Here is a 19,660-nt window from a genome sequence, read left to right as displayed (position 1 = left end):
TTGATTAACCACTGGGAAGACCTGAAAGGCTACGAGGACGGATAACAGCTCGCCGTATGGCGTCCTGGAGGCCGTCGCCGTTCGACCCTTGACTCCGAAAGCGCACTAAAAGGCGTAATAGGCAAGGAGGACGCTCGGCACTCTGTGGGGTCCACATTAGGTGTGGCGGCAGTCATGCGATTGGTATGACCAATTTGGACGCTATGAGGGACGCGGTTCGGGCCGGGGTTGGTCTGTGTAATTTGAAGACGTTCTCATATGAGAACAAGCGTTGATACGCAAAAGCAGCGGAAGCCGTTAAATCGGTGACGCATGAAGATCGAGCAGACCAACCCGAGCGGCCCCCGTTTCCAAAACGGATTCTGAATTTGAATCTGGTTCGGAAACGGGATGAACGTTGACGTTGACGTTAACGTCAACTAGCAGTCAAAAAACGCCCAGCCTGGGCTGTCACGTGAAATTCTGCACCAACTTGGTGCGTGTTCTCATATGAGAATTCAGCTTTGGAGAAGAAACGATGGCAATTATGGAAAGCAACCTGCGCAGCTCAGTTGGCCTGATGCGCCGCCGAATCAACAGCAGGCCCAAGCTCAGCTTGCAAGTCTATGCTCACTTGAAGGCTGAGGATGTGATGGGCTTTGGAGTCACTGTTCAGGAACTGGCCAACCGCCTGGTCTCGATCGCAGTCCAGGCTCGGGTTCGAAAACGGAGTCAATCTGAGATCGCTGATCGAATGCACAGGGAAGCGATGTGATCAGCGTTCTCATATGAGAATCACTCACCGTACAGTTTGCGAGCTAGGTTGTCTCGGCTCTCTTCTGCACTCTCGCAGCGCTGTTGTAGCGACTTGACCTGCTGCTGAGCCTCTAGCAGGTCCAGTTCAAGTTTGTTTGATCTGGCGTCAGGTTGAGAGGCCTTTACAAGCTGAGCTTCGAGCAGTTGCTCTTTCAAGGCATCCTCAAGGGTGTATTGCGCGACCAGCTTTCGGTTCAGGCTACAGGCTTCTTCGAGTAGCGCACTGAACAGTTCGGCTAAGGACTCGGCTTCTGGCTTCCAAAGCAATTCCTGAAACTGCTTCGCTTCCTCCTCAGTAAGTGAGAACTGAGCTTGAACTGGAGTTGAAACCTGATTTTGAGTTGGAGTGGGGGCCTGGACCGTGAGCTGAGCGAGAAGTTGCTTAACCTCTGACAGCTGGCTCCGAGCCTGAGCAAAGGTCTCAGTCAGAAGTTCGGCAGCTTCTACAACCGCAGAGCTTGGGTTAGCTGCTCTAGGAGTGAGCAGTGGTTTGAGGTACTTTGAGATTGTTGCAGGGTCTCCACTGCCGAGTAACTTACGGACTTTTCTCACAGATGGAGTCAGCCCTTGACTCTGAAGCTCAGCAGCCGCATTAACAACATCTTGAACTGTAATAGCCATGTCAATCTCTCAATACTTAAGGTTGGCTTCAGGCTTACACTGAGGTAACAGCCCTTTGATAATAGAAAGCTGAGCTAAGGCTTGATTTAGCTGAGCAGTAAGTTCTGCCACAGAGGCCTCTAGGTCCAAAGTAGGGTTCGGGCTTACAGGTACGAGCAATGGTTTGAGATATTTCGCAATTGTTGCAGTGCTACCCCCGGTTATAGCTTGAACACTCCGAACCGAGACCCTTTTCTGGTTCGCTTCCAGGTCAGCAACAGCTTGGGCAACGCTTTGAGATGTGATAGCCATCTTCTTCTCCTTGTGTAAAGCACGAATCATACCAGATTCCTAACGTTATGGCAACTGTTAGGGCGAGCAGAGCCATAACGTTAGGGTTTTTGTTAGGGTTTCGTTAGGGTTTTTCCCTAACGTTATGGAAAATAGCCTAACACTCTGCTTAAAAAATAGGCAAAACTGGTAGGGTTTCACCCTAACGTTAGGAGCAGTGTTGCCTAAAAAATAGGCAATTGCCTAAAAAATAGGCAAAAATTGCCTAAATAATAGGCAATTTAGGGAAAAATTTCCCATGTAACCAGTCCGAGTTTTTCAGGAAAGGCAAGGTGGTAAAAGCAGGTGCAACTAGATGATTAGATTAGGTTTAATAAATAAATAAAGTAACCATTTTTCTTCTAATCTAGCTTGCATTTACATTCCACAACGTTTCCGCTCAGCAAAATCGCCTTCCAACAAAAACACGATTTGCTCAATTTTCTCCTTGTCCTCTCCACCTATACCGAGCTTTCTCGCCGTCTGCCTCAAATCGCCTATTTTCGCCTTGTACGAACCCGAACCAGATCAAGCACTTACATACGATTCTGCGTCCCTCTGAAAACGCGGCTTACATGCTTTTGCCTACCTGAAATCCGAACCTGATTTTGGTCCGAGTTCTCCTCTGGAACCCGCATCTGGCTGTTTCGCTCCGTCTAGCTCGTTAAAGGGTTCCTGATTTCTTTAACCGCTTGTAACCCATTGACACATACAAGCTAGAGGCTTAACATACAGGCTAAGCCAGTGGTGGTAAAGATCTAAAGCTCACAACAATAAGGATAAACCAATGTTCTCCCTCGACTCCGTTCCCTTCTCTCGCCTAGAGGGCGACTCACTAGTCAATTCGAACCTCAGTAAGCTCTCGGACCTAGATTTCCTTGAGGCCTTCCGCTCGCGCTGGCTAACTACGGCGCAGCTTGCAAAGGAGCTTGGATACTCTCATGTCCAAAGTGTCCACTCAATCTACAACTCGAACACTGAACTGTTCCCTGATGCGCTCTCCACATTTGCCGATGTGCCTACCTCGGGGGGTACTCAGCGTACTCGGGTGTACAGCTTAAAGGGTTGCTACCTTCTAGCCATGCTGGCTACGACTCCAGCTGCTGTTAAGTTTCGAGCTGCGGTACTGGAGTTAATCGAACAGCAGCATTTGAATTATATTCAGCGCCAGCTTGAGGCAGACAGAACCCGAGCGGCAATACAGCTTCAGCTTCAGAACGAGGAGCAAGCTCACGTTGACACCAAGATCGAGACCTCACAACGCTTGGCCGAAGCAGATAGGCTGCGCATCGAGGCGCTTGAGGCCTATGTGTCCAGCAAGCTTGCTCACCTTCAACTGGCTGTTGTTGATCGAGGCTCTATCCCTGTTCAGTTCAAGCAAGCTCAGCAACCTAGAACTAAGGAGGAGGTTCGAGTAATCAACCTGCTTATGGAGCATCCTGGGCTTTGTATTGCGGAGGTAATCCGTAGGTTACCTGACCTTGGTTTCGAGGCGGTTCGTAAAGTAGTAGGCAGGATGCGCAAGGATGGACTCCTTGAAGCGATCCAGCTGTGTGACGCTGACTATGTTGTGTCTCATCCAAAAGATAAGACTGCTTTCTACTGGGTGTTCAGCACCTTCCCTCGTGTTCGGTTCTCTGACTCCGCTCAGGGTTTTCGAATGTAATCAAATTCTCATATGAGAATCCCAACCAGGCCCTAAATGGGCCTTTTTCACGTCAAGAAATTGACAACCTTAACTTCGGAGATCGAAATGAAAAAGCACCTTGATACCACCCTGACCGCCCTTGCACTCGCCCTTGGCACCTTGAGTGATGACCTCTACGGCACGTACTGGGCGAATTACCGTTACACAGACGAACCCGAACCTGAATCGGATTCTCAACTTGAGCTACTGGCCATGGCCCGAACCGCGACGGCAATGCGAGACGTCATCACGATTGTGTGGCGGTACGACCGCAAGGAGCTTCGTAACCTCCTTGCCAACCCGGACTACGAAGCCATTCATGCTGTGCTCCAAGAAGTGCTGGCTATCAAGGAGCAAGCCGCGGCTCGGCACCGGCAGCGCAAGGCTGAAGAGGCTCGTGCTGCATTCTCCCTTCAGGCTCGATTCCACATGAAGGAAGCCAACCATGGGTAAGCCGCTCCACTCGCTCGACGTCAAGTCCTTCTTCCGGGACACGACTGAGCACGTCATCCTCGGTATCTTCGCCGGCCTGATCCTTGCGGAGCTGGCCACCTTGATCCTCGCCGCCTGCGGGGTGGTGCCATGACCTTCGTCGCCTACCTCGTGGGCATGGTGCTGTGCTTCGCTGGTGCTGTTCTGGTACCGAACCAAGGGCAGGCCTTCGGCCTTGCCCTTGTCGCCGTCCTGCTGGCCACTGCGGCCGCCGTACAGGGAGACATTCTCAAATGACCATCGAAGAAAAGCTTCGGGACTCGTTTGAGTCCCAGTTTGCTGAGCCCCCTTATGAGTTCAGCTTCCTTCGCTACGGTGAGGATGACGCATGGCCTGGACACTACGCTAACTACACAGTGCAGTGCGCTTGGGAAGGATACCTTGCCGGTGCCCTTGCCGTAGTTCCAGGTGAATTCAAATGAGCTACATCTGGGTATGGCTCGGCAGCGTCGTGGGTCTCTGGATTTTTGGGATGCCAAAGCCTGAAATGTTCAAGATTGGCTTCTACCAAGCTTGGATACTTGCTGTGCATTACGGGCAGGTCAAGTACTTCCCTTGCCTGAACTGAAGCTCTGGTGGAAGCAGACGTGGTGCGATCACCCCTTCCCCATGAGCTTTATCCGTATCGGCGGCAAGTGTGAGCGCTGAGGAAAGGAGTTCTGAAATGAAATCCCAGCGCTCCTCGCTATTCCGCCGCCTGGTCCTGATCTGGACAGGCATGGGCGACATTTGGATGCCCTTGTCCGTGGCTCGCGAACTGTGGCGGGCCGCTGAAGTAAAGCAACCCTCAATTCACTGAAAGGAACTGGAATGCAACACCAATTCAAAGTAGGCGACAAAGTCAAGCTTGTCCGCAAGGTCACCACTCAGGAAGGCTGGGAGGATATCTGGGTCGATAGCATGGACAATGCAGCTGAAGCCCTTCAGGGTAAGGAACTGCTCGTTGAGCACATCAATGAGGATGGGGTGGGTATTTACCCTTCGGGCTGCATTTTCAACTATCCGAGCGATGCTTTCGATTTGGTCGAAGCTCTGGAAACCTCAGTCGAAGGGAACTGAAATGCAAATTGATATCAACAAGAAGTACCGGACTCGCGATGGGCATCCGGTTCGCATCCTTTGCTGTGACAAGCTTGGCGATTGCTTCCCAGTTGTCGCTCTTATCTCCTACCCGAAGGGCCACGAGGAGACCAACCTCTACACGCTGAACGGGCGCTACAACAGTGTTGGTACCGACCAGCGAGACCTGATCGAGGTCTCGCCCTATGAGGACTTCGTGATCGACGAGCCGGTCATGGTGCGTCACAGTGCAAGTGATCCTTGGCGCCGCCGTCACTTTGCAGGTGTGTCGGAGGCTGGCTCGCCTATCTCCTGGTCTGATGGTCAAACTTCCTTCACATCAAGCACAAAACTCGCCTGGACTGAGTGCCGACGCCCGACTCCCGAGGAACTCGCAAACAAGCTCTAAATCCGTCTAGTTCTCATATGAGAATTTGACAACCGTAACTTTGGAGACCAAAGCATGAAATCAGCAATCAGCAAGATTCAAGATGCAATAACGAAGGGCGCCAAGCCCATGTTCCGCACCTATGCACCTCTTGAGGATGGGGTGTGCTGGCGTGTCGGCCGAACCTATCGAAGCATCGAGGCGGCCATCCGTGTCGCTACCACCATGTCGAACTCCAGAGATTGGGTTGAGATTCGTGACGACAGCAAACCCCTAGCGAAACGCCTCATTGCTATTGCCCGCAAGGGCATGCTGTTGAACGACGTGGTGATCTGTGAAGCATCGGAGGTGCTGCAATGAATACCCGCGACAAGCAAATTGAGGTACTCAACACTACCCTTCAGCGCCTGCTCAGTGCGCCCCTCTTTATCAACATTTACCTGTGTCACCAGATTTGTAGGGCCTATGCAGGGGATGTGCCTTTCTCTCCCTCTGGCTGGACTCCCCTTGAAGCGGAAGTTCTGCGGCCTCTGCGTACCAAAATACTACTGGCAATCTACCCCTGCACAACGGTTGATGGTTACTTGGAGCATAACCAGATTGAGTCGGGGAAGGAGGCCGCAAGGGCGTTCCGCATTGCTCTCTTGACCAAGTTGCTGGCTGAGCTTGAGGTGGAATCATGAACGGCTACAAGCTTGCTGCACTCAAGACCCACTTGGAATGCCTTCAGGACGCTGAAACGAACTACTTCCTTTGCATTGCGCTCAGAGACATGCTTGACGCTTGCGTGTCTGAGGAAGCCCAAGGTGCAATTCAAGCGCTGCGCCTCGAGATTCAAAGCGTCATTGGCGAGCACTTCACTGCGGAGACCTACCTCATGCATGAGGTCTTTGTCGACGAGGTCGAGCCTCGTGGGGTAGTTGGCAACGCCTTCCGTATCGGCATGGTGTTGGCGCTGATCGAGAAGTACTCGAAGGAGGAAGCATGAAAACTATGCACGATTTGATCCTGGCAGCACAGGCTGGCTGGGAATATCGGATGGAGCACGGCAAGCGCTTGAGTGAGGGCCACACCGGGTCAGTGTACATCTGCGACACCCTCCACTACCAAGCCCACCTTGGCCTGGACGAGCAGTTCGGACACCTGCTGGTCGAGGTTCGTCTGGCCTGCGATTGGATTAAGGCTCGTATCGAGGATTGTTTCTCGGCTGAGCAGTACGTCATCCTCAAGATGGACGAAGCGAACCTCGAAGCGCTGAACGAGTTCCTCCTTGTTGTGGATGCCGATCATCCCGCCGTAATCAACGAGCGGCGCAAGCTTTTCGCCGAATTGCTGGTCAAGTATCCAGTGGTGCAGTCATGAGGATCAAGGTCAGTGAAGCAACGCCTGTCCAGCTCGACTATCTGGTTGCGGAGTGCGAGGGCTTCGACATCGTCAAAGACCCATTTGGATTCCAGTCTGGGCTTGAAGCTGGTTGGTGGATTGATCGAGGTGGGCGCTATCACCGGATTGGTGGGGGCTACAGCCCCTCGACCTTGCCAGAGCAATCGTGGCCGATCCTTGATCGAGAGAAGATAACTCCCTGGTGGTCCGCATCCAACAATTGTTGGATGGCCAGCAAGTACGGGGTGGATGTGAAAACCTATGGGGAAGACTCCCTGATCGCTGCCATGCGGTGCTGGGTAATCAGCTTGTTTGGTCCCGAGGTGGAGGTACCAGATGGCCTTTGAAACCCGCTTCGGCAAGCTGGTCTCAATCCGGAAATCACCTTGGGGCCGGCGCTACCCGAACCCGGTCAATACCACGATCAACTTCCCGGCAGACAAGGGTGAGTTCGGTGGGAGCTGCAATCGCAGTGCCTGCCTGGCACCGGGCGCCAATTGGTACAACCACTCGACCCGCAAGTATTACTGCCGAGCCTGCGCTGAGTGGTTGAACACGGACAAATTCAACAAGCAGGACGCGCTGGACCTTTGGGGCCACGACCTGTGTACGGAGGGAAAGCATGCCTAACATCTACCCGATTCAACTCGGAGCAAACCATGCTGAGGCGCTGATCAAACAGCACCTTTACAGCGAGTTCAGGGAAGCAACATACCTGCACTCATCTCGCTTCACTGAGTATTTCTTCTACGGTGAATTGCTTGCTGATGGCGAGGTGAAGCTCAGCGTCAGCCATAACTCCGACGATGGCTTCTGCATGAGCTCTGGACCTTGCTTCAAGGGTTCGATTCGTCCGTTCGACAAGAAGGCGATCGCCTCACTGGAGGGAAAAGCGAAGTGGCGCATTGCTCGTGAAGAGTACGAGCGTCGGCAACTGGAAGCTGAGATTGCTGCCGTCACTCAAATCATGGACGAGATGTTTGGAGTGAAGCCGTGAGTGATTACACCGACAACCAGATTTGCCTCTTGGCTCTGACTAAGGTCCGAGCGCAGTTCCAACTTGGAACGAACCAGATGCAGTACCTGTGCCCAAGTCTCAGGTGGGAAATCAACGAGAAGCTGAGCCGTGAGCCAAAGCAGCTCAGAGCAACCAACCTTGTCCAGCAGCTCAGACGTGAAATCCTGAGCCACATCTCAGGCCTTTACATAGTTGAGGAGTTCATCCGTAAGCGGGATGGCCTCAGTTACGTGCGGCATCATCGGGCAATTGACGAGCGATCCAAAGCTCTCCGTCTCGAGATACTGGACAAGCTGGTCGCTGACTATGCTGTCCGGTGCGATAAGGAGGAACAGCCATGCTTGATGTGATCGACGCTACCCAGACCTACCGCATGGCTCGTATCGAGGAGACTGACACCTTCATCGACGGGATCAAGGCCAAGGTTGGCAAGTACTGGGGCTTCTACCTGTACAAGCCAGGCGAGTACGTCCATTGCTGCGAGATCCCGCCCTCGCACTGGCTGGAGTGCTTCGACTTCGAAACGGAAAACAAGATCGATGACGACCTGCATTCTGAACTGGGCGTCTACCTGTACGACTCGTCGCATTACCGGCATGTCGCCAGCGTGGCCAAGCTTGAGACCTGCTCAGTGGGTGACTTCGAAAGCCCTGAAGAAGCCCTTGAGTATGTGCAAGGGAACTATTCATGGATGGGAAATGGGAAATGAAACGTGAAGTTGATGGAAAGAAGTATGAATTGGTGGCGGCGCAAGGTTTTGGTTGCCAGGGTTGTGCTGCTGAGCAGGTGAGTGAAGGAGCTGCTGACTCAGCTCGTGCGGCCCTCTGCGTCAGACTTGGTGATGAGTGCATGACTTCTGAAACAATTTGGCAAGAGGTGCAGTCATGATTGAAAGTATCCATGACCAGTGTGCCGTATCCATCGGGTTGAGGGCGGTGACCTTTCAGGCGGGCCGGCGCAAGGTCGAGGTCGTCGAGTTCGACTCGAACCTGACCCAGGTTCGAATTTACAGCCCGAACTGGCCAGAACCTCAGGTTGTTAATCTCACTCCTGTCGCTCTCTACCTACTCAGAGAGTCCCTGCTTGAACTCGACGATATCGTGTACGGCCAGCACCTTGGGTTCAGCATGAACCCAGAAGCCCACGAGGATGGTTTTATGGTTCCGGAGGAACAACTATGATCAAAATTGGACCCGCAACTGTCAAGGCACTTGACGCCTCGATCGTGAATTGGGCAGATCGTGCGGATGGCGAATCTGTGAGGGGTGCGTGCCCGCTCTGCCTACTCTTCAACCCGAACTTCGCTGGCACTGAAAAACTGAGCTGCGAACAGTGCCCGATCGGGATTGATACTGGTAATCCCTACTGTGAAGACACTCCTTACGCTGAGTGGGAAATTGCTTATGCCGAGGACGCGCAGCGCCACGCGAAGGCTGAACTGAACTACCTCCTCAACCTGCGGGAGGAGTGTGTTCCCACCTTGCCCCTGTACCTGATCCTCGTCGTCGATCTGGACGAGCGCGGCGAGTTCAAAGCCCATGTGGAAGATGAGGGAGGCGCTGAGCTGTTCTCATATGAGAATGGTGAGCTCGTTGAGGATGGCTTCATGAAGTCCAACCTGGACACGGTGGGCCTCCTTGCCCACCTGATCACACTTGGCCTGGTCGATGTTGATGCGAGGTTCGTATGAAAACCGCAGAGCTGATTGGCCCTGCCCTTGATTGGGCGGTAGAACTTGCCAACGGGATACATTGGTCAAACAATGGATACTTCGTGTTCAAAAACGCGGACGGATCAACACGCACTTTTGAACGTAACCCCGAGTGGCACTACTCAACCAACTGGTCCCAAGGTGGCCCGATCATTGAGCGGGAAAAGATCGCACTCAAAGAAAACGGCTATGGGCATTGGTTCGCTAAGGTGCCGGGTGGTAAGTGGGTAGGTAGTTCAACCCCACTAATCGCGGCCATGCGTTGCTACGTCGCCAGCAAGCTGGGCGATGAAGTGGATATCCCGAAGGAGCTGCAATGAACTTCAACCAGCTGATCAACACCCTGCTCCAGTACCTTCGAGAGCACCTGCAGAAGCAGCTCGATGCACCGAACCTGAGCGTCACCTTCGACAAGGAAGGCATGTGCTTCCACGCCCATGGCCAGTGTCGCAAGGTGCATCCCGATCTGGTTGCCGAGTACCCGAATGGGTGGGACTTTGCCCAGGACTACTCACTGGACGAGGTGCTGAAGAAGCTCAACCTCAAGTTGGAGTTGAACCCAAATGATCACCCGTGAAGAAGCAGTCTGGGCAGCCGCCCTCAAAGATATCGGCAACGTGGTCACGGTCACGCACAAGGACAGGGACGGCACCCGCATCGTGCTCCGCGAGCATGAGCGAGGCATGTCGAAGACCTTGTTCGTCAAGGAAGGCCCGCACCACAAGGCGGTCCATCATCAAGTACGGAGGTTTGCAGCATGACCAAGATTGAAGAACTTGAGCGCCTGCTGGAGCGCCTGCCAGCGAACTTCCACAAAACACCCTGCAAGTGTGGCCACCCATCCTGCAAGAAGTTCTTCCTCAACTTCACCGGCTCGGACGGCCGCGTGGATGAAGAAGAGGCGGACCTCGTGATCCTGCTCAGGGAACTTGGCTGGCACATGGTCGATGCGATACGCCTGCTCAAGGAACTGATGCACGACGGCCTTGATACCAAGATGCGAAGCAACCAGGCGGATCGTGCGCAACTTCTTCTGGAGACTCTCGGTGAAAGCTAAACGAGCCTGGATTTGCACACCGAAAGGGACTACTCCTTGCCAGAGGAAGAGGACATCCGTGAGCCGGTCAGCCTGCTCAAGGAGCCTAACTGTTGGGAGTACGACAAGATCGTGCCGATCGTTTATTTCGAGGTGGAATCGTGATTCGAGTCTCATATGAGAAAGGAAACAAATTGACATTCCCAACCCACGTCATGCAAGTCGTCGGCGTGCGCCTAACCCAAGAGGCCGGGCGCAAACTCAGCCACCTTGCTTATGGCCAAGCCGAGAACTGGCTCAAGCACTGGACTCCCCGGGGCACCTTTAAAGCTGTGCTGGGCGAGTCGAGAGAGGACTGTCTTGACAAGTGCAGGAAGCAGATGCAAACCCTCCTTGTCCCTTCGTGGCTGACCTCGGAAAGCGAGATATTCCCTAAATACTTCGAGTTCGAAGTCTCTGACCAGAAGATCGAGGATGGCATGTTCTGGATGGACTCAAGTGTTGTGTGGTGCCAGTGGCACAAGGTGGTGGAATCGTGACCCCGAACCAGGGCCAAGTTGTCGCCCTCAAGCTCAAGCCTTATGCCTCCAAGTGGGATGCGGAGGCCGAGATTTGGGAAATCTTCGAAGGCGTGGAGTGTACTACCTACCTTGGCTGTGCGGACACGCTGGAAGAGGCCGAGAAGGTGGCCCTGTACGACAAGGAGGACAAGAAGTGCTGGTGACCCCGGAAGAAATCGCCGAATCCCTGCGAGCCAAGGGCTACAGGGTTGATGTGGTGCATGACTCGATTCACATCTTCATCGACTCGAAGGGAAGCAGCGTTGCCGCGGAGATGGATATCCGAGCAGCCCTGCAACCCTACCAGGAGGCGGCGCTGGCCCAGCTAGAGCGTTGGGACAGGGTCACGATCCAAGGGCAACGGGCAGAGCTCGTTGATCTGCGGAGCGTCCTGAAGGGTAGCACCCGAGAGGACTTTGATCGGGAGCTTGCCCTTTATGCTCCGGTGCCCTGCGAAATTGATATGAGCCTCTGCTCAACGGCTGAACCCAAGAACCTCCCCTTCTACCGGAGGCTTGAGAAGAAAGGCTGCTGGATTCACGGCCACACTCAGCGGGTTAGAGGCGGAGGTCGCCAAAATTGCAAGGAGGTTATTGAATGGCACGAGCAGGGTCTGCCCTCCCGGACTGCGGCTTCTCTCCGGGGCGCCAAGTGTGCAATCACCCGTTACCTGAAAGGGAAGGAAGATGGCAGAAAGTAAGATTGAGATAACAACGAACCGGAGACCCAAGCAGCTTGTCTCGTGGCGAGACCTGCCTCCCAAGGTTCAAGAGGACTTCGATTACATCAAGTTGTCCCAGTGGGAGGAGCTACGCTTCGTCCAATACAGGGGCGAGTGGTACGACGTGCAAGACACTCAGGGCATCACGATCAGTGCTCCATCCAAGCTGGGCTGGGACATGCAAGTGCAAGCTGACCACCCGTTTGCTGTGTGGAATCGTATTGCATCTGATTCCTACTTCAGCGGCATCCTGTTTCGTTGGAAGGGTGACGAGAAGGTCATTTGCGGGAGATTCACATGCTGAAATCATGCCTACCCCAGCTCACGTGGGTTACGTGGGACGGCAAAGCCCACACGATCTCGCCACAAGCTCAGGTAACAAGAATGGTCCAAGCCTACCTCGAGGCTGCGGTCTTCTTCGACAAGCCCGAGGAGGAGGACTGGGGTGACGAGGAGTTCGCAAGTGCAGCTTTTGATAACGCTCAGTTCGAGTGCGTAGCCTTCCTGAAGCTTGCCAAGTGGCACATCAAGGACTGGGAGATGGAGCAGCTCGGCCACGACTTCTGGCTCACGAGAAACGGACATGGCGCCGGCTTCTGGGACCGTGACTTCGGCGACGAGCACAGCCGCAAAGCCCTGACTGAACTGAGCAAGGTGTTCGGCGAGACCGACATCTACAAAGGTGACGACGGCCTGCTCTACGTTTGACAACCACAACTTTGGAGATTCTCATATGCGAATAATTGCTGAGGATATCTGGCTTTGCCAGGACTGCCTGATGGTCGCCGTCAATGGTGACTACACCGGGCTGGACTACTACCTGACGCCTGAGCAGGCAGCACGCCGGGTCAAGGAAATCGACGCAGGCCTCGCCAAGCTGCCCCACCTCGTTCCTGACTTCAATCTGGACGAGGAAGAGTGGGAGTGCCTGGACTGCGGCAAGCGAGCGAAGCTCATCGACTGCCCGCTGCGTCCTGATCCGGACGGCGATGGTGGCCTGGTGCATTCCTGCCCAGACTGCGCCTTCACTGAGCTGCGCCGCCGCGAGGAGGGCTTCAAGGAGTTCTCTTGGAACCACTGTGGCTGCTGTGGCAGCCATGACGCCGGCAGCCGGCACCGCTTTGCTCAACTGGGAGAGTGAGATGAAAACTTTCAACTATGAACTGGCCCCTGTTCATTGCGAGAACAGGGCAGAGCGTGCTGCGGAGCTTGTTACCGGCACAGTCTTCGCAGTCAGCTACGGTAGCGCCACACAAGAGGCCAGCGCGAAAGCAGCCGAGCTTACTGAAGAGCGCGGCGTCGAGTATGGCGTTGTGCGGGTTTGGTGATGAACGCCCGATTCGAATTCAGCCGCCCCGTCAGCAGGGAGTACGGCTCGAAAGTTCTGCAGGAACTGTTGGCCAAACTGAGGTCTTCACCCTTCAACAACCCCCGCTTCAGACCCCCTATTGTCAAGGAGAAACGCAATGGACACTAAAACCCTGTTCCTCACCGCTGCACTCGCTTCCACCGCAGCCGGTGCCATGAGTCGTGCTCAACCCTACACCCCGGGCTGCGAAAGCCGCAAGCCGGCCACCAGCATGGCGAAGGCCAAAGCCAAGAAGAAGATGGCTCAGGCCTCACGTCGGAAGAACCGGAAATGACTGAAGCTCAGCGGCAGGCTATCAAAGAACTTCGGGCGGCAGGCTTTGCTGTCGTGATTTTTTACCCGGACGAGGTGGGAGATGCGGATGCCAGCAACCTCGAAGAAATCCTTGTCCAACGAGGTAACGAACTACTGGATGAGGTGCTGTGAGCTTCTACACCGACGCCAACGATCGCAAGGTCAAGTACGAAGACATCGCCGTCGCCATCCGGAACCTGCACCCGAACCTGATCGGCGCCCACATCTTCATTCAGCTTGACATCCTCAACCTACGAGATGGATTCAACAACGGTGAGTCGCCCTGCGGCCTGCCGTACTCGTTCTCGGACTATGACCTGAAGGAAGCAGCATGAGCGAAGCGATCGAGTGCATGAAGGCGATGAACCAAGCGCGAAAGGACGCCCGCACCCAACGCCGCGAGAATACACCGGACCTCCTTGACCAAGCCGGCGTTCTCTTCACTGAGCATAACGAGGGTGCCCACCTTGTTGTCGAAAGCCACCTTGGCTACATCGACTTCTGGCCGGGCACCGGGCGCTGGAAGACACGAACCCTCCCACAACACACAGGCTTCACGGTCACCAAGCTGTTGGCCCTGATCAAGCCTGAATTCACACACTGAGGACAGTATGAAATTTGCACTGGAAATCACCTGTAACAATGGTGCGTTTGGTCAAGATGAGGAGTCCCGGAACGGGGAAGTGGCTCGCATCCTGCGCTAGGTTGCTGACTCTCTCGACCATGGGAACGATAGTGGCCGAACTATGGACTACAACGGCAATCGTGTTGGTGAGTTTGAATTCAACGATGAGGAGCAGGAATGAAGCTCTACCAGAAAATCTCGAACCTGCTCGCCGCTCGCGAGAACTGCATCAAGCAGGGCAACCTGACGTGGCAGACAAACCACACGGAAGAAATTGAGAAGCTCGTCAAGAACACGATGCCATCCGGCAGCGGGTTCGACGCCGGCACCGTGCTTGATCTCCATACCAGCAAGCCGAACAAGCTCATCTTTTCGACGGGCTTTCACCACATGGACGAGCACGGTGGTTACGACGGCTGGACACACCACCAAGTCGTCGTCACGCCGAACCTGCAATGGGACTTCGATCTGCGGATCACCGGCCCGAACCGGAACGAGATCAAGGACTACATCCACGATCAGTTCCAGAACTGTCTGAGCTGGGAGGTGCCCCGTGAGTGACCTTGCCAAGCTCAATGAAGCAGGCGAGTGCGACTGTGGCGACTCCTGCCTAGTCGTTGCCAGAGATCATACTGAGTATGAGGCGGGCAAAGTCCTCGACGGCAAGTGGATTGGCAGGGAGGTCTTCACGTCAGGCGATGACCAGGCTGTTCGCCTTTACTGCATAACCTGTGGCACTTACTTTGAGGTACCGGACAATGTCTGACCTTGCCAAGATCGCCAAGGTTTTCGGCGTCCCACTCGCAAACCTAGCGCCCATGGAGGACAACATGGATTACCACACAGACCCCCGGCACGAGCCGGCCAAGGAAGAACCTGACCCTGACTACAGGTACGACCTGCGAAAGCAGGCCAAGCTCGATGGCGAGAGCAGCGAACTGCATCAAGTGAGGCAGCTCGTCGGGATCGCCAAGCAGGCGATGGAAGAAGCACGGGAACTGATCAGTCGTCTCGAACGAGATGCGGCAGTCGAAGCAAAACAACTTCTGGATGAGGTGCGATATGGCTAATGGCCTGCTGCTTGATCGCAGCTACGTCATCGTGATCCATCCCGGTGACCACAACGAGGAAGTAGTTGAGGAGGGCTTGACCTTCCGCAAGGCGCACCACGTGCTCGCCAAGTACCAGCAAGGTATGGCTGCCGACATCATGAAGCGTCTGCCAGACGGCAGTTTGACAACCGTATATTAGGAGATTGACATGATTAAGTTTGAGGTCTCGTATAAGGACGCAGGACTGATCAATAAGCTTGTAGAGCGAGCGTTGGCCCTGGAGTGCTTCGCAGGTCAGGACCGCCTTGAACTGGAGATGGACATCGTAGCTTGCCACGCCAATGGCTGCCAGCTTGCCCTCCAACGCTTGCTCGAAGCCGATGATTTCAACTTCGGTCACGATATCAGTGGCATCCAGAAGTACATCGACCGGAGCACGGGCAAGCTGACAAACTTCTTCCTGCCCCGCTACTCACTGTGAAACAGAAAGGCATAACCATGACTGACACTTCCCTTGTGGAAAAAGAAACGACGTACCGAGTTTGCAACACCGAGCGCAAGACTGTCCTGTTGGTCAAGGTGGATGAGGCCGGCTACGTCACCGTCGAAGACTACAACGCCAGTACGAAGGCGCCGGAATTCGCCCGCCTCCTCAGAGGCCTCGCCAGTGCTATCGAGGAGGACTACCCGAACCTCTTCCCCAAAGTAGGTGCGTTTGTGTTTCAGACCAGCAAGGCCGATGCCCTTGCCCTTGGCAAGAGCATTCTTGAGCAGGCCTGCCCGAACCATGAACCCGTCGTCTAAGGAGACCACCATGAAATCTGCTGCTGAAATCCAAGCTGGACTACCTAACTTCTACGGTACCGAACTGTGGCACCGCTACTCACCGGTGCTGTTCCCGAACGTGCTCCTGACGGACGGCGCCAAATACATTGCTGAAGAGTGCGGCGCCTACTGGCTGATGGATGCCATCGCCTCGTACCGTGGCCAGGTGACGGACGGCTTTGCTGTCGTCAAGCTGGTGAAGAAGGGCAACGCCGCCGTGCTGACGCTGGCCAACGACGACCCGGCTGATGTGCTGTTTGCCCGGCAGGAGATCAGCTACACCGACTTCCCTCTGGATGAAATCAAGCTCTATCTCGTTTTCGATGGGCAGGACTGGACACTCATGCTGACGGGAGAATATTGAAATGACAACTGCAACTTTGGAGAAGGAAATGACCAAGGACGAAATAATCGCTGACTCATGTCTGTTCCAGCGAGCGTGTGGCAAGTTGGTGGAAGCGCACGTCGAGCAAAGCCTGTCCCAGCTGATGTACAGCATCGGCAAGGACCTTGAGGCGGCAGCCAAGCTGTTCGACTACAGCTACGAGGACATGTTTGACTGGTTCATGACGAAGGACTGGGAAGAGCCAGCTCGCGAGGAGGGCTGGGACGAGGTCGACGGCCAGATTGTGAAGCGGGCCGGCAAGCTGGTGGGGTACCCAGCCCACAAGTGGGGGAATTCGAACGACTTCGACAACTGGGACGTGATCAACGAGGCCGGTGGAGCGTTTGATGTGGATGAGCGCTTCAACCTTGGTATTGACTTTGATGCTGAAGCGGATGACGACGAGGCGATCTGGGCGCACCTCTCCGAGGAGCAGAAGCAAGAACTGATCGCCGAGTACGTAGCCACTCAGCAGGATGAGGCTGACTCGTGGCAGGAAGCGTGCGAGCAGGACAGCATCGAACCCTACGAGCGTGAAATTTACGAGCACTGGGCAGTATCGTCGTGGCTCGGCGGGGAACTCAGTGCAAGAGGTGAGCTGGTGTTCGAGTTCTGCAACATGACCATCTGGGGCCGAGGCTGCACAGGTCAGTCAATCATGCTGGACGGGGTGATCTGTGAGATCGCCAAAGCCCAGCCGGATTACTCCTTTATCTGGGGGAACGAATGAACATCAATAAGGCAAAGGCGCTGCAAGTCGGGCAGCAGGTGGGTTGCCCTACTGACCGCGGCGATTCAGCCTATCAAGGCAACGTCACGTGGGTTGGCGAGCATACCTCCACAAACATTTACGGCCACGAGTACATCTGGGTCGAGGTGCAACGACCCGGTAGCCACAAGTCGATGTGGCCTTCCAACAGACTTGGCTAAGGAGCTTTAAATGGAACAAGTCACGATTGACGTTTACAAGTTTGAAGAGCTTGGTACCGAAGCCAAGGACAAGGCAGTTTCCTACTACCGCGAGAACTGGATGGACCACAACTGGTGGGACTCAACCTACGAGGACTTCATCACGATCCTGAACCTGCTTGGCTTCACGCCGAGCACGACCACGCGGCATACAACGAAGGGCAAGAGCTACGAGGAGCCGAACATCTTCTTCAGCGGCTTCTGGAGCCAGGGCGACGGCGCTTCCTTCGAGGGCTACTTCACCATCAGCGAAACGCTGAAGGCTGTCGAGCAGCTGAAGACGCACGTCGGCGAGGATGCTGTTCTGCATGGAATTGCCGAGAGTATTCAGGTCACGTCGCAGGCCTGCCTCGAAGCACTTGGCGCTGGCTGGCCCGAAGCTCTTGGTTCCTGCGTGATCCGCATCACTCGTCCCGGCAGCCCTCGCTACTCTCACGAGATGACGATGGACGTGGACATGGAGCCGGTCTTTGACGAGATCGCCTACCAGCTGGGCGACGACTACGACAAGTTCGACAAGCACGCCATCGTCAATACCTACGGTGAAGCCATGCTCAGCCATGCTCGATCGCTGGCCCGCTGGCTCTACAAAGCTCTTGAGTCTGACTATGAAGCCCAGACCAGCGAAGAAGCAATCGGTGACAGCTATGCGGCGAATGAAGTCCGGTTTCTGGAAGACGGCAGCATCTTTAGCCGGTAACTGACAACTGCAATTTAGGAGAAGAATAAAATGCTATTCAAAACGCGCTTTGACCCATACACCGCACTGTGGCAGTTGCAGATCAAGGAGCCGGTAGCTTGGTTCCTGCCCTCCGCTTGGAAGACGGTGATGACACCGGCTGCATGGCCACCGCCGCCACCTGGGACATGGGTACCTCCCTTCCACCAAGGAGGACCTGAAGAGGTCAGCGTAGATCGCCTGGCAACTTCGAGGTTGCCGCGAATCCCGATGTCGTTTGCGTCCCATAGCGCTGCCATGGAGTACGTCAAGAAGGTCGGCCTCGACAAGCAGTACGCCCAAGCTCAGCCCAACACCTTCGCTCAATTGCTCACCGCAGGGGGAGTAGCAGCATGAAGATCAGCACGAACCACGTGATCAGTTCCAACATCAACCGCATTGGCTACAACGGCACCACCTTGTACATCGGCTTCAATTCCGGCCAGCCGTACTCATATGTGAGTGTGCCATACCAACTTTTCCTCGAGATGCTGAAGGCCGAGAGTGTCGGCAGCTTCTTCCACAACCGAATTCGCAAGGTCTTCAGCTACACAAAGCTAGATTCTGATCCATTCGACGAGCCTGCACGGGCACCAGCCGTAAGCGAGTAAGCCCAGTTCCCTCGGCCCAGCGGGAACTGGGCCGTACCTCAGCAGGTAACACGGAGAAGAATTAGATGCGATTCGAAATTAGCTTTAAGCAGGATGAAAAAACGTGGCAGGTTCGCGCTATTGAGGGTTCCTTTGCTGGGCAAGTTGTTGCTCACGCTGAAGGCCTGACGCTGGAGGATGTGAACTTCATGAATCACACCTTGATCGGCAGCATCAATAGCGCATGGGGCATCGTTCTGAACGATGAAGTGACCACGTCACGCACCATGCTTCGAGCACTTGGAGTTGGTCAGGTTTTCATGAGTAAAGCCTCCACTCCTTTCTTCACAGACCGCTCCGCCTTCTTCTGCGCGGAGACTAACCGGCCTATGACAAATGCGGCACACGTTATGGTACTTGGACGTGGTATGTTTTATAACCTTGCAAGGAGAAAAGCACGAGCATGATCTGGTCACCAAAACCCCCTGAGTTCTACGAGTTCAAGAGCGAGCTCACAGGCAAGGAGTTCAAGCCGAACACACCTGCCAGTCTCGCTGAGTGGAACCTGCAGTGGCTGTTCAACTATGCCGCTTACGCTGCACTTGACGGCACAGTGCAAGGTATCACTGCGCACTACACCGCGCTGGATGGTCACGTCTCGGCTGGCATCGAAGAGGATGTCGAGTCGAACACCTTCGGTATTCGCGAATTGGCAACGACCTGTAGCCCGGTGGCCTTCATGAATGCGGTGCTGCGGCGTCCTTACAAGCAGACAATGATCTACACCCTTGCTGGCGCCGAGGTCTGGAAAGAGGCCCGAGCGGCGGCAGAACGATTGGAACTGAATCTGGCGAGTGTGACGCAGGAGGCTCAGGCTGAAGCCGCCAAGGTCATCCAGTCCGCGAAGATTTACGAGTTCAAGAAGCGAGCCTGACCATGAGCGCCGTTATCTCCAACATGCAGCACGAGGTAGCGGCGCTCCAGTCTTTTCGGGAGCGTCCGCTCCCTATACAATGCAACGAAGCTGTCATTGATCCCGCGTTTCGCGAGGCC

Annotated in this window: 52 protein-coding genes; 50 read left to right on the top strand and 2 right to left on the bottom strand. The window is 54.8% G+C overall.

Annotation, left to right across the window (positions count from 1 at the left end; genetic code table 11):
• Window positions 1-517: 517 nt before the first annotated feature.
• On the top strand, window positions 518-754 hold the full coding sequence (locus KI617_RS10695) for a hypothetical protein (RefSeq protein ID WP_226446120.1): 237 nt from the start codon (window positions 518-520) through the stop codon (window positions 752-754).
• Between the two features lie 20 nt (window positions 755-774).
• Here the strand turns inward: KI617_RS10695 and KI617_RS10690 are convergent, their stop codons facing one another.
• Window positions 775-1,416 carry a DNA-binding protein gene (locus tag KI617_RS10690; RefSeq protein ID WP_226446119.1) on the bottom strand — a complete coding sequence of 214 codons (642 nt, stop codon included), beginning with the start codon at window positions 1,414-1,416 and terminating at the stop codon, window positions 775-777.
• A gap of 9 nt (window positions 1,417-1,425) precedes the next feature.
• Window positions 1,426-1,707, bottom strand: coding sequence for a hypothetical protein (locus KI617_RS10685; RefSeq protein WP_226446118.1), 282 nt, complete (start codon window positions 1,705-1,707; stop codon window positions 1,426-1,428).
• 805 nt (window positions 1,708-2,512) lie between these two features.
• Here KI617_RS10685 and KI617_RS10680 point away from each other — a divergent pair.
• From KI617_RS10680 to KI617_RS10455, 49 genes are all read left to right on the top strand, one after another.
• Window positions 2,513-3,391 (top strand): BRO-N domain-containing protein, encoded by an 879-nt coding sequence (locus tag KI617_RS10680; RefSeq protein ID WP_226446117.1) that lies wholly within the window; start codon window positions 2,513-2,515, stop codon window positions 3,389-3,391.
• Window positions 3,392-3,478: 87 nt separating this feature from the next.
• Entirely contained in the window at window positions 3,479-3,865 is a 387-nt protein-coding gene (locus KI617_RS10675; protein WP_226446116.1) for a hypothetical protein, read from the top strand.
• Window positions 3,858-3,998 carry a hypothetical protein gene (locus tag KI617_RS10670; RefSeq protein ID WP_226446115.1) on the top strand — a complete coding sequence of 47 codons (141 nt, stop codon included), beginning with the start codon at window positions 3,858-3,860 and terminating at the stop codon, window positions 3,996-3,998. The genes KI617_RS10675 and KI617_RS10670 overlap by 8 nt, the downstream gene beginning before the upstream one ends.
• Window positions 3,995-4,141, top strand: a complete 147-nt coding sequence (locus tag KI617_RS10665) for a hypothetical protein (protein ID WP_226446114.1) — start codon at window positions 3,995-3,997, stop codon at window positions 4,139-4,141. The genes KI617_RS10670 and KI617_RS10665 overlap by 4 nt, the downstream gene beginning before the upstream one ends.
• Window positions 4,138-4,326 carry a hypothetical protein gene (locus KI617_RS10660; RefSeq protein WP_226446113.1) on the top strand — a complete coding sequence of 63 codons (189 nt, stop codon included), beginning with the start codon at window positions 4,138-4,140 and terminating at the stop codon, window positions 4,324-4,326. The genes KI617_RS10665 and KI617_RS10660 overlap by 4 nt, the downstream gene beginning before the upstream one ends.
• Entirely contained in the window at window positions 4,323-4,472 is a 150-nt protein-coding gene (locus KI617_RS10655; RefSeq protein WP_226446112.1) for a hypothetical protein, read from the top strand. The genes KI617_RS10660 and KI617_RS10655 overlap by 4 nt, the downstream gene beginning before the upstream one ends.
• 96 nt (window positions 4,473-4,568) lie before the next feature.
• Window positions 4,569-4,703, top strand: coding sequence for a hypothetical protein (locus KI617_RS20365; RefSeq protein WP_264180006.1), 135 nt, complete (start codon window positions 4,569-4,571; stop codon window positions 4,701-4,703).
• A gap of 11 nt (window positions 4,704-4,714) precedes the next feature.
• Window positions 4,715-4,963, top strand: coding sequence for a hypothetical protein (locus tag KI617_RS10650; protein ID WP_226446111.1), 249 nt, complete (start codon window positions 4,715-4,717; stop codon window positions 4,961-4,963).
• A gap of 1 nt (window position 4,964) precedes the next feature.
• The gene (locus KI617_RS10645) at window positions 4,965-5,372 is read left to right on the top strand and encodes a hypothetical protein (protein ID WP_226446110.1); all 408 of its coding nucleotides are present in this window, start codon (window positions 4,965-4,967) and stop codon (window positions 5,370-5,372) included.
• A gap of 54 nt (window positions 5,373-5,426) precedes the next feature.
• Window positions 5,427-5,711, top strand: coding sequence for a hypothetical protein (locus KI617_RS10640; protein ID WP_226446109.1), 285 nt, complete (start codon window positions 5,427-5,429; stop codon window positions 5,709-5,711).
• Window positions 5,708-6,034: a hypothetical protein gene (locus tag KI617_RS10635; protein WP_226446108.1), complete on the top strand. Its 327-nt coding sequence runs from the start codon at window positions 5,708-5,710 to the stop codon at window positions 6,032-6,034. The genes KI617_RS10640 and KI617_RS10635 overlap by 4 nt, the downstream gene beginning before the upstream one ends.
• Window positions 6,031-6,339, top strand: a complete 309-nt coding sequence (locus KI617_RS10630; RefSeq protein WP_226446107.1) for a hypothetical protein — start codon at window positions 6,031-6,033, stop codon at window positions 6,337-6,339. Before KI617_RS10635 ends, KI617_RS10630 begins: the two co-directional genes overlap by 4 nt.
• Window positions 6,336-6,713: a hypothetical protein gene (locus KI617_RS10625; RefSeq protein WP_226446106.1), complete on the top strand. Its 378-nt coding sequence runs from the start codon at window positions 6,336-6,338 to the stop codon at window positions 6,711-6,713. Before KI617_RS10630 ends, KI617_RS10625 begins: the two co-directional genes overlap by 4 nt.
• Window positions 6,710-7,081 (top strand): phage protein NinX family protein, encoded by a 372-nt coding sequence (locus tag KI617_RS10620; protein ID WP_226446105.1) that lies wholly within the window; start codon window positions 6,710-6,712, stop codon window positions 7,079-7,081. Before KI617_RS10625 ends, KI617_RS10620 begins: the two co-directional genes overlap by 4 nt.
• Window positions 7,071-7,364, top strand: coding sequence for a hypothetical protein (locus tag KI617_RS10615; RefSeq protein WP_226446104.1), 294 nt, complete (start codon window positions 7,071-7,073; stop codon window positions 7,362-7,364). The genes KI617_RS10620 and KI617_RS10615 overlap by 11 nt, the downstream gene beginning before the upstream one ends.
• A complete protein-coding gene (locus tag KI617_RS10610; RefSeq protein ID WP_226446102.1) occupies window positions 7,357-7,731 on the top strand; it encodes a hypothetical protein in 375 nt (124 codons plus the stop codon). The genes KI617_RS10615 and KI617_RS10610 overlap by 8 nt, the downstream gene beginning before the upstream one ends.
• Window positions 7,728-8,102, top strand: coding sequence for a hypothetical protein (locus tag KI617_RS10605; protein ID WP_226446101.1), 375 nt, complete (start codon window positions 7,728-7,730; stop codon window positions 8,100-8,102). The genes KI617_RS10610 and KI617_RS10605 overlap by 4 nt, the downstream gene beginning before the upstream one ends.
• Window positions 8,090-8,461, top strand: coding sequence for a hypothetical protein (locus tag KI617_RS10600; RefSeq protein WP_226446100.1), 372 nt, complete (start codon window positions 8,090-8,092; stop codon window positions 8,459-8,461). The genes KI617_RS10605 and KI617_RS10600 overlap by 13 nt, the downstream gene beginning before the upstream one ends.
• Entirely contained in the window at window positions 8,458-8,640 is a 183-nt protein-coding gene (locus KI617_RS10595) for a hypothetical protein (RefSeq protein ID WP_226446099.1), read from the top strand. Before KI617_RS10600 ends, KI617_RS10595 begins: the two co-directional genes overlap by 4 nt.
• Complete coding sequence (locus KI617_RS10590) at window positions 8,637-8,933, top strand: hypothetical protein (RefSeq protein ID WP_226446098.1); 297 nt, start codon at window positions 8,637-8,639, stop codon at window positions 8,931-8,933. The genes KI617_RS10595 and KI617_RS10590 overlap by 4 nt, the downstream gene beginning before the upstream one ends.
• The gene (locus KI617_RS10585) at window positions 8,930-9,442 is read left to right on the top strand and encodes a hypothetical protein (protein ID WP_226446097.1); all 513 of its coding nucleotides are present in this window, start codon (window positions 8,930-8,932) and stop codon (window positions 9,440-9,442) included. Before KI617_RS10590 ends, KI617_RS10585 begins: the two co-directional genes overlap by 4 nt.
• Window positions 9,439-9,783 carry a phage protein NinX family protein gene (locus KI617_RS10580; protein ID WP_226446096.1) on the top strand — a complete coding sequence of 115 codons (345 nt, stop codon included), beginning with the start codon at window positions 9,439-9,441 and terminating at the stop codon, window positions 9,781-9,783. Before KI617_RS10585 ends, KI617_RS10580 begins: the two co-directional genes overlap by 4 nt.
• Window positions 9,780-10,040, top strand: a complete 261-nt coding sequence (locus tag KI617_RS10575; protein WP_226446095.1) for a hypothetical protein — start codon at window positions 9,780-9,782, stop codon at window positions 10,038-10,040. The genes KI617_RS10580 and KI617_RS10575 overlap by 4 nt, the downstream gene beginning before the upstream one ends.
• Window positions 10,027-10,224: a hypothetical protein gene (locus KI617_RS10570; RefSeq protein WP_226446094.1), complete on the top strand. Its 198-nt coding sequence runs from the start codon at window positions 10,027-10,029 to the stop codon at window positions 10,222-10,224. The genes KI617_RS10575 and KI617_RS10570 overlap by 14 nt, the downstream gene beginning before the upstream one ends.
• Window positions 10,221-10,520, top strand: a complete 300-nt coding sequence (locus KI617_RS10565; RefSeq protein ID WP_226446093.1) for a hypothetical protein — start codon at window positions 10,221-10,223, stop codon at window positions 10,518-10,520. Before KI617_RS10570 ends, KI617_RS10565 begins: the two co-directional genes overlap by 4 nt.
• 12 nt (window positions 10,521-10,532) lie before the next feature.
• Window positions 10,533-10,664 (top strand): hypothetical protein, encoded by a 132-nt coding sequence (locus KI617_RS20360; protein WP_264180005.1) that lies wholly within the window; start codon window positions 10,533-10,535, stop codon window positions 10,662-10,664.
• Between the two features lie 29 nt (window positions 10,665-10,693).
• A complete protein-coding gene (locus tag KI617_RS10560; RefSeq protein ID WP_226446091.1) occupies window positions 10,694-11,038 on the top strand; it encodes a hypothetical protein in 345 nt (114 codons plus the stop codon).
• Window positions 11,035-11,223, top strand: coding sequence for a hypothetical protein (locus KI617_RS10555; protein ID WP_226446089.1), 189 nt, complete (start codon window positions 11,035-11,037; stop codon window positions 11,221-11,223). The genes KI617_RS10560 and KI617_RS10555 overlap by 4 nt, the downstream gene beginning before the upstream one ends.
• The gene (locus tag KI617_RS10550) at window positions 11,220-11,759 is read left to right on the top strand and encodes a hypothetical protein (protein WP_226446087.1); all 540 of its coding nucleotides are present in this window, start codon (window positions 11,220-11,222) and stop codon (window positions 11,757-11,759) included. The genes KI617_RS10555 and KI617_RS10550 overlap by 4 nt, the downstream gene beginning before the upstream one ends.
• A 405-nt stretch (window positions 11,760-12,164) precedes the next feature.
• Window positions 12,165-12,488 (top strand): hypothetical protein, encoded by a 324-nt coding sequence (locus tag KI617_RS10545; RefSeq protein WP_226446085.1) that lies wholly within the window; start codon window positions 12,165-12,167, stop codon window positions 12,486-12,488.
• Window positions 12,489-12,513: 25 nt separating this feature from the next.
• The gene (locus KI617_RS10540) at window positions 12,514-12,921 is read left to right on the top strand and encodes a hypothetical protein (protein ID WP_226446083.1); all 408 of its coding nucleotides are present in this window, start codon (window positions 12,514-12,516) and stop codon (window positions 12,919-12,921) included.
• Between the two features lies 1 nt (window position 12,922).
• On the top strand, window positions 12,923-13,108 hold the full coding sequence (locus tag KI617_RS10535; RefSeq protein WP_226446082.1) for a hypothetical protein: 186 nt from the start codon (window positions 12,923-12,925) through the stop codon (window positions 13,106-13,108).
• 138 nt (window positions 13,109-13,246) lie between these two features.
• Window positions 13,247-13,423 (top strand): hypothetical protein, encoded by a 177-nt coding sequence (locus KI617_RS10530; protein ID WP_226446081.1) that lies wholly within the window; start codon window positions 13,247-13,249, stop codon window positions 13,421-13,423.
• Window positions 13,420-13,575: a hypothetical protein gene (locus KI617_RS10525; protein WP_226446080.1), complete on the top strand. Its 156-nt coding sequence runs from the start codon at window positions 13,420-13,422 to the stop codon at window positions 13,573-13,575. The genes KI617_RS10530 and KI617_RS10525 overlap by 4 nt, the downstream gene beginning before the upstream one ends.
• Window positions 13,572-13,778 (top strand): hypothetical protein, encoded by a 207-nt coding sequence (locus KI617_RS10520; protein ID WP_226446079.1) that lies wholly within the window; start codon window positions 13,572-13,574, stop codon window positions 13,776-13,778. The genes KI617_RS10525 and KI617_RS10520 overlap by 4 nt, the downstream gene beginning before the upstream one ends.
• Complete coding sequence (locus KI617_RS10515) at window positions 13,775-14,047, top strand: hypothetical protein (RefSeq protein ID WP_226446078.1); 273 nt, start codon at window positions 13,775-13,777, stop codon at window positions 14,045-14,047. Before KI617_RS10520 ends, KI617_RS10515 begins: the two co-directional genes overlap by 4 nt.
• A gap of 198 nt (window positions 14,048-14,245) precedes the next feature.
• Entirely contained in the window at window positions 14,246-14,629 is a 384-nt protein-coding gene (locus tag KI617_RS10510) for a hypothetical protein (RefSeq protein ID WP_226446077.1), read from the top strand.
• A gap of 269 nt (window positions 14,630-14,898) precedes the next feature.
• Window positions 14,899-15,138, top strand: a complete 240-nt coding sequence (locus KI617_RS10505; RefSeq protein ID WP_226446076.1) for a hypothetical protein — start codon at window positions 14,899-14,901, stop codon at window positions 15,136-15,138.
• Window positions 15,131-15,319, top strand: coding sequence for a hypothetical protein (locus KI617_RS10500; protein WP_226446075.1), 189 nt, complete (start codon window positions 15,131-15,133; stop codon window positions 15,317-15,319). The genes KI617_RS10505 and KI617_RS10500 overlap by 8 nt, the downstream gene beginning before the upstream one ends.
• 9 nt (window positions 15,320-15,328) lie before the next feature.
• Entirely contained in the window at window positions 15,329-15,601 is a 273-nt protein-coding gene (locus KI617_RS10495) for a DUF6874 family protein (protein WP_226446073.1), read from the top strand.
• A 17-nt stretch (window positions 15,602-15,618) separates the two neighbouring features.
• Window positions 15,619-15,924 (top strand): hypothetical protein, encoded by a 306-nt coding sequence (locus tag KI617_RS10490; protein ID WP_226446071.1) that lies wholly within the window; start codon window positions 15,619-15,621, stop codon window positions 15,922-15,924.
• Between the two features lie 10 nt (window positions 15,925-15,934).
• On the top strand, window positions 15,935-16,309 hold the full coding sequence (locus KI617_RS10485) for a DUF6876 family protein (RefSeq protein ID WP_226446070.1): 375 nt from the start codon (window positions 15,935-15,937) through the stop codon (window positions 16,307-16,309).
• 28 nt (window positions 16,310-16,337) lie between these two features.
• Window positions 16,338-17,060: a hypothetical protein gene (locus KI617_RS10480; RefSeq protein WP_226446069.1), complete on the top strand. Its 723-nt coding sequence runs from the start codon at window positions 16,338-16,340 to the stop codon at window positions 17,058-17,060.
• A complete protein-coding gene (locus tag KI617_RS10475) occupies window positions 17,057-17,260 on the top strand; it encodes a hypothetical protein (RefSeq protein ID WP_226446068.1) in 204 nt (67 codons plus the stop codon). The genes KI617_RS10480 and KI617_RS10475 overlap by 4 nt, the downstream gene beginning before the upstream one ends.
• Window positions 17,261-17,270: 10 nt before the next feature.
• A complete protein-coding gene (locus KI617_RS10470; RefSeq protein WP_226446067.1) occupies window positions 17,271-17,999 on the top strand; it encodes a hypothetical protein in 729 nt (242 codons plus the stop codon).
• A 249-nt stretch (window positions 18,000-18,248) separates the two neighbouring features.
• On the top strand, window positions 18,249-18,374 hold the full coding sequence (locus KI617_RS20355) for a hypothetical protein (protein ID WP_264180004.1): 126 nt from the start codon (window positions 18,249-18,251) through the stop codon (window positions 18,372-18,374).
• Window positions 18,371-18,628 carry a KTSC domain-containing protein gene (locus KI617_RS10465; RefSeq protein WP_226446066.1) on the top strand — a complete coding sequence of 86 codons (258 nt, stop codon included), beginning with the start codon at window positions 18,371-18,373 and terminating at the stop codon, window positions 18,626-18,628. Before KI617_RS20355 ends, KI617_RS10465 begins: the two co-directional genes overlap by 4 nt.
• Before the next feature lie 65 nt (window positions 18,629-18,693).
• A complete protein-coding gene (locus KI617_RS10460) occupies window positions 18,694-19,074 on the top strand; it encodes a hypothetical protein (RefSeq protein WP_226446065.1) in 381 nt (126 codons plus the stop codon).
• Entirely contained in the window at window positions 19,071-19,541 is a 471-nt protein-coding gene (locus KI617_RS10455) for a hypothetical protein (RefSeq protein WP_226446064.1), read from the top strand. The genes KI617_RS10460 and KI617_RS10455 overlap by 4 nt, the downstream gene beginning before the upstream one ends.
• The last annotated feature ends 119 nt before the right edge of the window (window positions 19,542-19,660 follow it).

This window comes from Ferribacterium limneticum (assembly GCF_020510625.1).
Classification (GTDB): domain Bacteria; phylum Pseudomonadota; class Gammaproteobacteria; order Burkholderiales; family Rhodocyclaceae; genus Azonexus; species Azonexus limneticus_A.
This window is presented reverse-complemented; position numbering and strand designations above follow the sequence as displayed.

Coding starts and splice junctions, on each gene's coding strand:
- KI617_RS10675 (WP_226446116.1), top strand. CDS start 3,479: ATGAAAAAGCACCTTGATACCACCCTGACCGCCCTTGCACTCGCCCTT.
- KI617_RS10670 (WP_226446115.1), top strand. CDS start 3,858: ATGGGTAAGCCGCTCCACTCGCTCGACGTCAAGTCCTTCTTCCGGGAC.
- KI617_RS10480 (WP_226446069.1), top strand. CDS start 16,338: ATGACCAAGGACGAAATAATCGCTGACTCATGTCTGTTCCAGCGAGCG.
- KI617_RS10490 (WP_226446071.1), top strand. CDS start 15,619: ATGACTGACACTTCCCTTGTGGAAAAAGAAACGACGTACCGAGTTTGC.
- KI617_RS10465 (WP_226446066.1), top strand. CDS start 18,371: ATGAAGATCAGCACGAACCACGTGATCAGTTCCAACATCAACCGCATT.
- KI617_RS10635 (WP_226446108.1), top strand. CDS start 5,708: ATGAATACCCGCGACAAGCAAATTGAGGTACTCAACACTACCCTTCAG.
- KI617_RS10610 (WP_226446102.1), top strand. CDS start 7,357: ATGCCTAACATCTACCCGATTCAACTCGGAGCAAACCATGCTGAGGCG.
- KI617_RS10510 (WP_226446077.1), top strand. CDS start 14,246: ATGAAGCTCTACCAGAAAATCTCGAACCTGCTCGCCGCTCGCGAGAAC.
- KI617_RS20365 (WP_264180006.1), top strand. CDS start 4,569: ATGAAATCCCAGCGCTCCTCGCTATTCCGCCGCCTGGTCCTGATCTGG.
- KI617_RS10470 (WP_226446067.1), top strand. CDS start 17,271: ATGGAACAAGTCACGATTGACGTTTACAAGTTTGAAGAGCTTGGTACC.
- KI617_RS10625 (WP_226446106.1), top strand. CDS start 6,336: ATGAAAACTATGCACGATTTGATCCTGGCAGCACAGGCTGGCTGGGAA.
- KI617_RS10545 (WP_226446085.1), top strand. CDS start 12,165: ATGGTCCAAGCCTACCTCGAGGCTGCGGTCTTCTTCGACAAGCCCGAG.
- KI617_RS10695 (WP_226446120.1), top strand. CDS start 518: ATGGCAATTATGGAAAGCAACCTGCGCAGCTCAGTTGGCCTGATGCGC.
- KI617_RS10455 (WP_226446064.1), top strand. CDS start 19,071: ATGATCTGGTCACCAAAACCCCCTGAGTTCTACGAGTTCAAGAGCGAG.
- KI617_RS10615 (WP_226446104.1), top strand. CDS start 7,071: ATGGCCTTTGAAACCCGCTTCGGCAAGCTGGTCTCAATCCGGAAATCA.
- KI617_RS10655 (WP_226446112.1), top strand. CDS start 4,323: ATGAGCTACATCTGGGTATGGCTCGGCAGCGTCGTGGGTCTCTGGATT.
- KI617_RS10600 (WP_226446100.1), top strand. CDS start 8,090: ATGCTTGATGTGATCGACGCTACCCAGACCTACCGCATGGCTCGTATC.
- KI617_RS10575 (WP_226446095.1), top strand. CDS start 9,780: ATGAACTTCAACCAGCTGATCAACACCCTGCTCCAGTACCTTCGAGAG.
- KI617_RS10645 (WP_226446110.1), top strand. CDS start 4,965: ATGCAAATTGATATCAACAAGAAGTACCGGACTCGCGATGGGCATCCG.
- KI617_RS10525 (WP_226446080.1), top strand. CDS start 13,420: ATGACTGAAGCTCAGCGGCAGGCTATCAAAGAACTTCGGGCGGCAGGC.
- KI617_RS10570 (WP_226446094.1), top strand. CDS start 10,027: ATGATCACCCGTGAAGAAGCAGTCTGGGCAGCCGCCCTCAAAGATATC.
- KI617_RS10640 (WP_226446109.1), top strand. CDS start 5,427: ATGAAATCAGCAATCAGCAAGATTCAAGATGCAATAACGAAGGGCGCC.
- KI617_RS10540 (WP_226446083.1), top strand. CDS start 12,514: ATGCGAATAATTGCTGAGGATATCTGGCTTTGCCAGGACTGCCTGATG.
- KI617_RS10685 (WP_226446118.1), bottom strand. CDS start 1,707: ATGGCTATCACATCTCAAAGCGTTGCCCAAGCTGTTGCTGACCTGGAA.
- KI617_RS10665 (WP_226446114.1), top strand. CDS start 3,995: ATGACCTTCGTCGCCTACCTCGTGGGCATGGTGCTGTGCTTCGCTGGT.
- KI617_RS10565 (WP_226446093.1), top strand. CDS start 10,221: ATGACCAAGATTGAAGAACTTGAGCGCCTGCTGGAGCGCCTGCCAGCG.
- KI617_RS10690 (WP_226446119.1), bottom strand. CDS start 1,416: ATGGCTATTACAGTTCAAGATGTTGTTAATGCGGCTGCTGAGCTTCAG.
- KI617_RS10630 (WP_226446107.1), top strand. CDS start 6,031: ATGAACGGCTACAAGCTTGCTGCACTCAAGACCCACTTGGAATGCCTT.
- KI617_RS10535 (WP_226446082.1), top strand. CDS start 12,923: ATGAAAACTTTCAACTATGAACTGGCCCCTGTTCATTGCGAGAACAGG.
- KI617_RS10595 (WP_226446099.1), top strand. CDS start 8,458: ATGAAACGTGAAGTTGATGGAAAGAAGTATGAATTGGTGGCGGCGCAA.
- KI617_RS10460 (WP_226446065.1), top strand. CDS start 18,694: ATGCGATTCGAAATTAGCTTTAAGCAGGATGAAAAAACGTGGCAGGTT.
- KI617_RS10580 (WP_226446096.1), top strand. CDS start 9,439: ATGAAAACCGCAGAGCTGATTGGCCCTGCCCTTGATTGGGCGGTAGAA.
- KI617_RS10620 (WP_226446105.1), top strand. CDS start 6,710: ATGAGGATCAAGGTCAGTGAAGCAACGCCTGTCCAGCTCGACTATCTG.
- KI617_RS10495 (WP_226446073.1), top strand. CDS start 15,329: ATGATTAAGTTTGAGGTCTCGTATAAGGACGCAGGACTGATCAATAAG.
- KI617_RS10590 (WP_226446098.1), top strand. CDS start 8,637: ATGATTGAAAGTATCCATGACCAGTGTGCCGTATCCATCGGGTTGAGG.
- KI617_RS10485 (WP_226446070.1), top strand. CDS start 15,935: ATGAAATCTGCTGCTGAAATCCAAGCTGGACTACCTAACTTCTACGGT.
- KI617_RS10585 (WP_226446097.1), top strand. CDS start 8,930: ATGATCAAAATTGGACCCGCAACTGTCAAGGCACTTGACGCCTCGATC.
- KI617_RS20355 (WP_264180004.1), top strand. CDS start 18,249: ATGTCGTTTGCGTCCCATAGCGCTGCCATGGAGTACGTCAAGAAGGTC.
- KI617_RS10505 (WP_226446076.1), top strand. CDS start 14,899: ATGGATTACCACACAGACCCCCGGCACGAGCCGGCCAAGGAAGAACCT.
- KI617_RS10500 (WP_226446075.1), top strand. CDS start 15,131: ATGGCTAATGGCCTGCTGCTTGATCGCAGCTACGTCATCGTGATCCAT.
- KI617_RS10475 (WP_226446068.1), top strand. CDS start 17,057: ATGAACATCAATAAGGCAAAGGCGCTGCAAGTCGGGCAGCAGGTGGGT.
- KI617_RS10680 (WP_226446117.1), top strand. CDS start 2,513: ATGTTCTCCCTCGACTCCGTTCCCTTCTCTCGCCTAGAGGGCGACTCA.
- KI617_RS10650 (WP_226446111.1), top strand. CDS start 4,715: ATGCAACACCAATTCAAAGTAGGCGACAAAGTCAAGCTTGTCCGCAAG.
- KI617_RS10515 (WP_226446078.1), top strand. CDS start 13,775: ATGAGCGAAGCGATCGAGTGCATGAAGGCGATGAACCAAGCGCGAAAG.
- KI617_RS10660 (WP_226446113.1), top strand. CDS start 4,138: ATGACCATCGAAGAAAAGCTTCGGGACTCGTTTGAGTCCCAGTTTGCT.
- KI617_RS10530 (WP_226446081.1), top strand. CDS start 13,247: ATGGACACTAAAACCCTGTTCCTCACCGCTGCACTCGCTTCCACCGCA.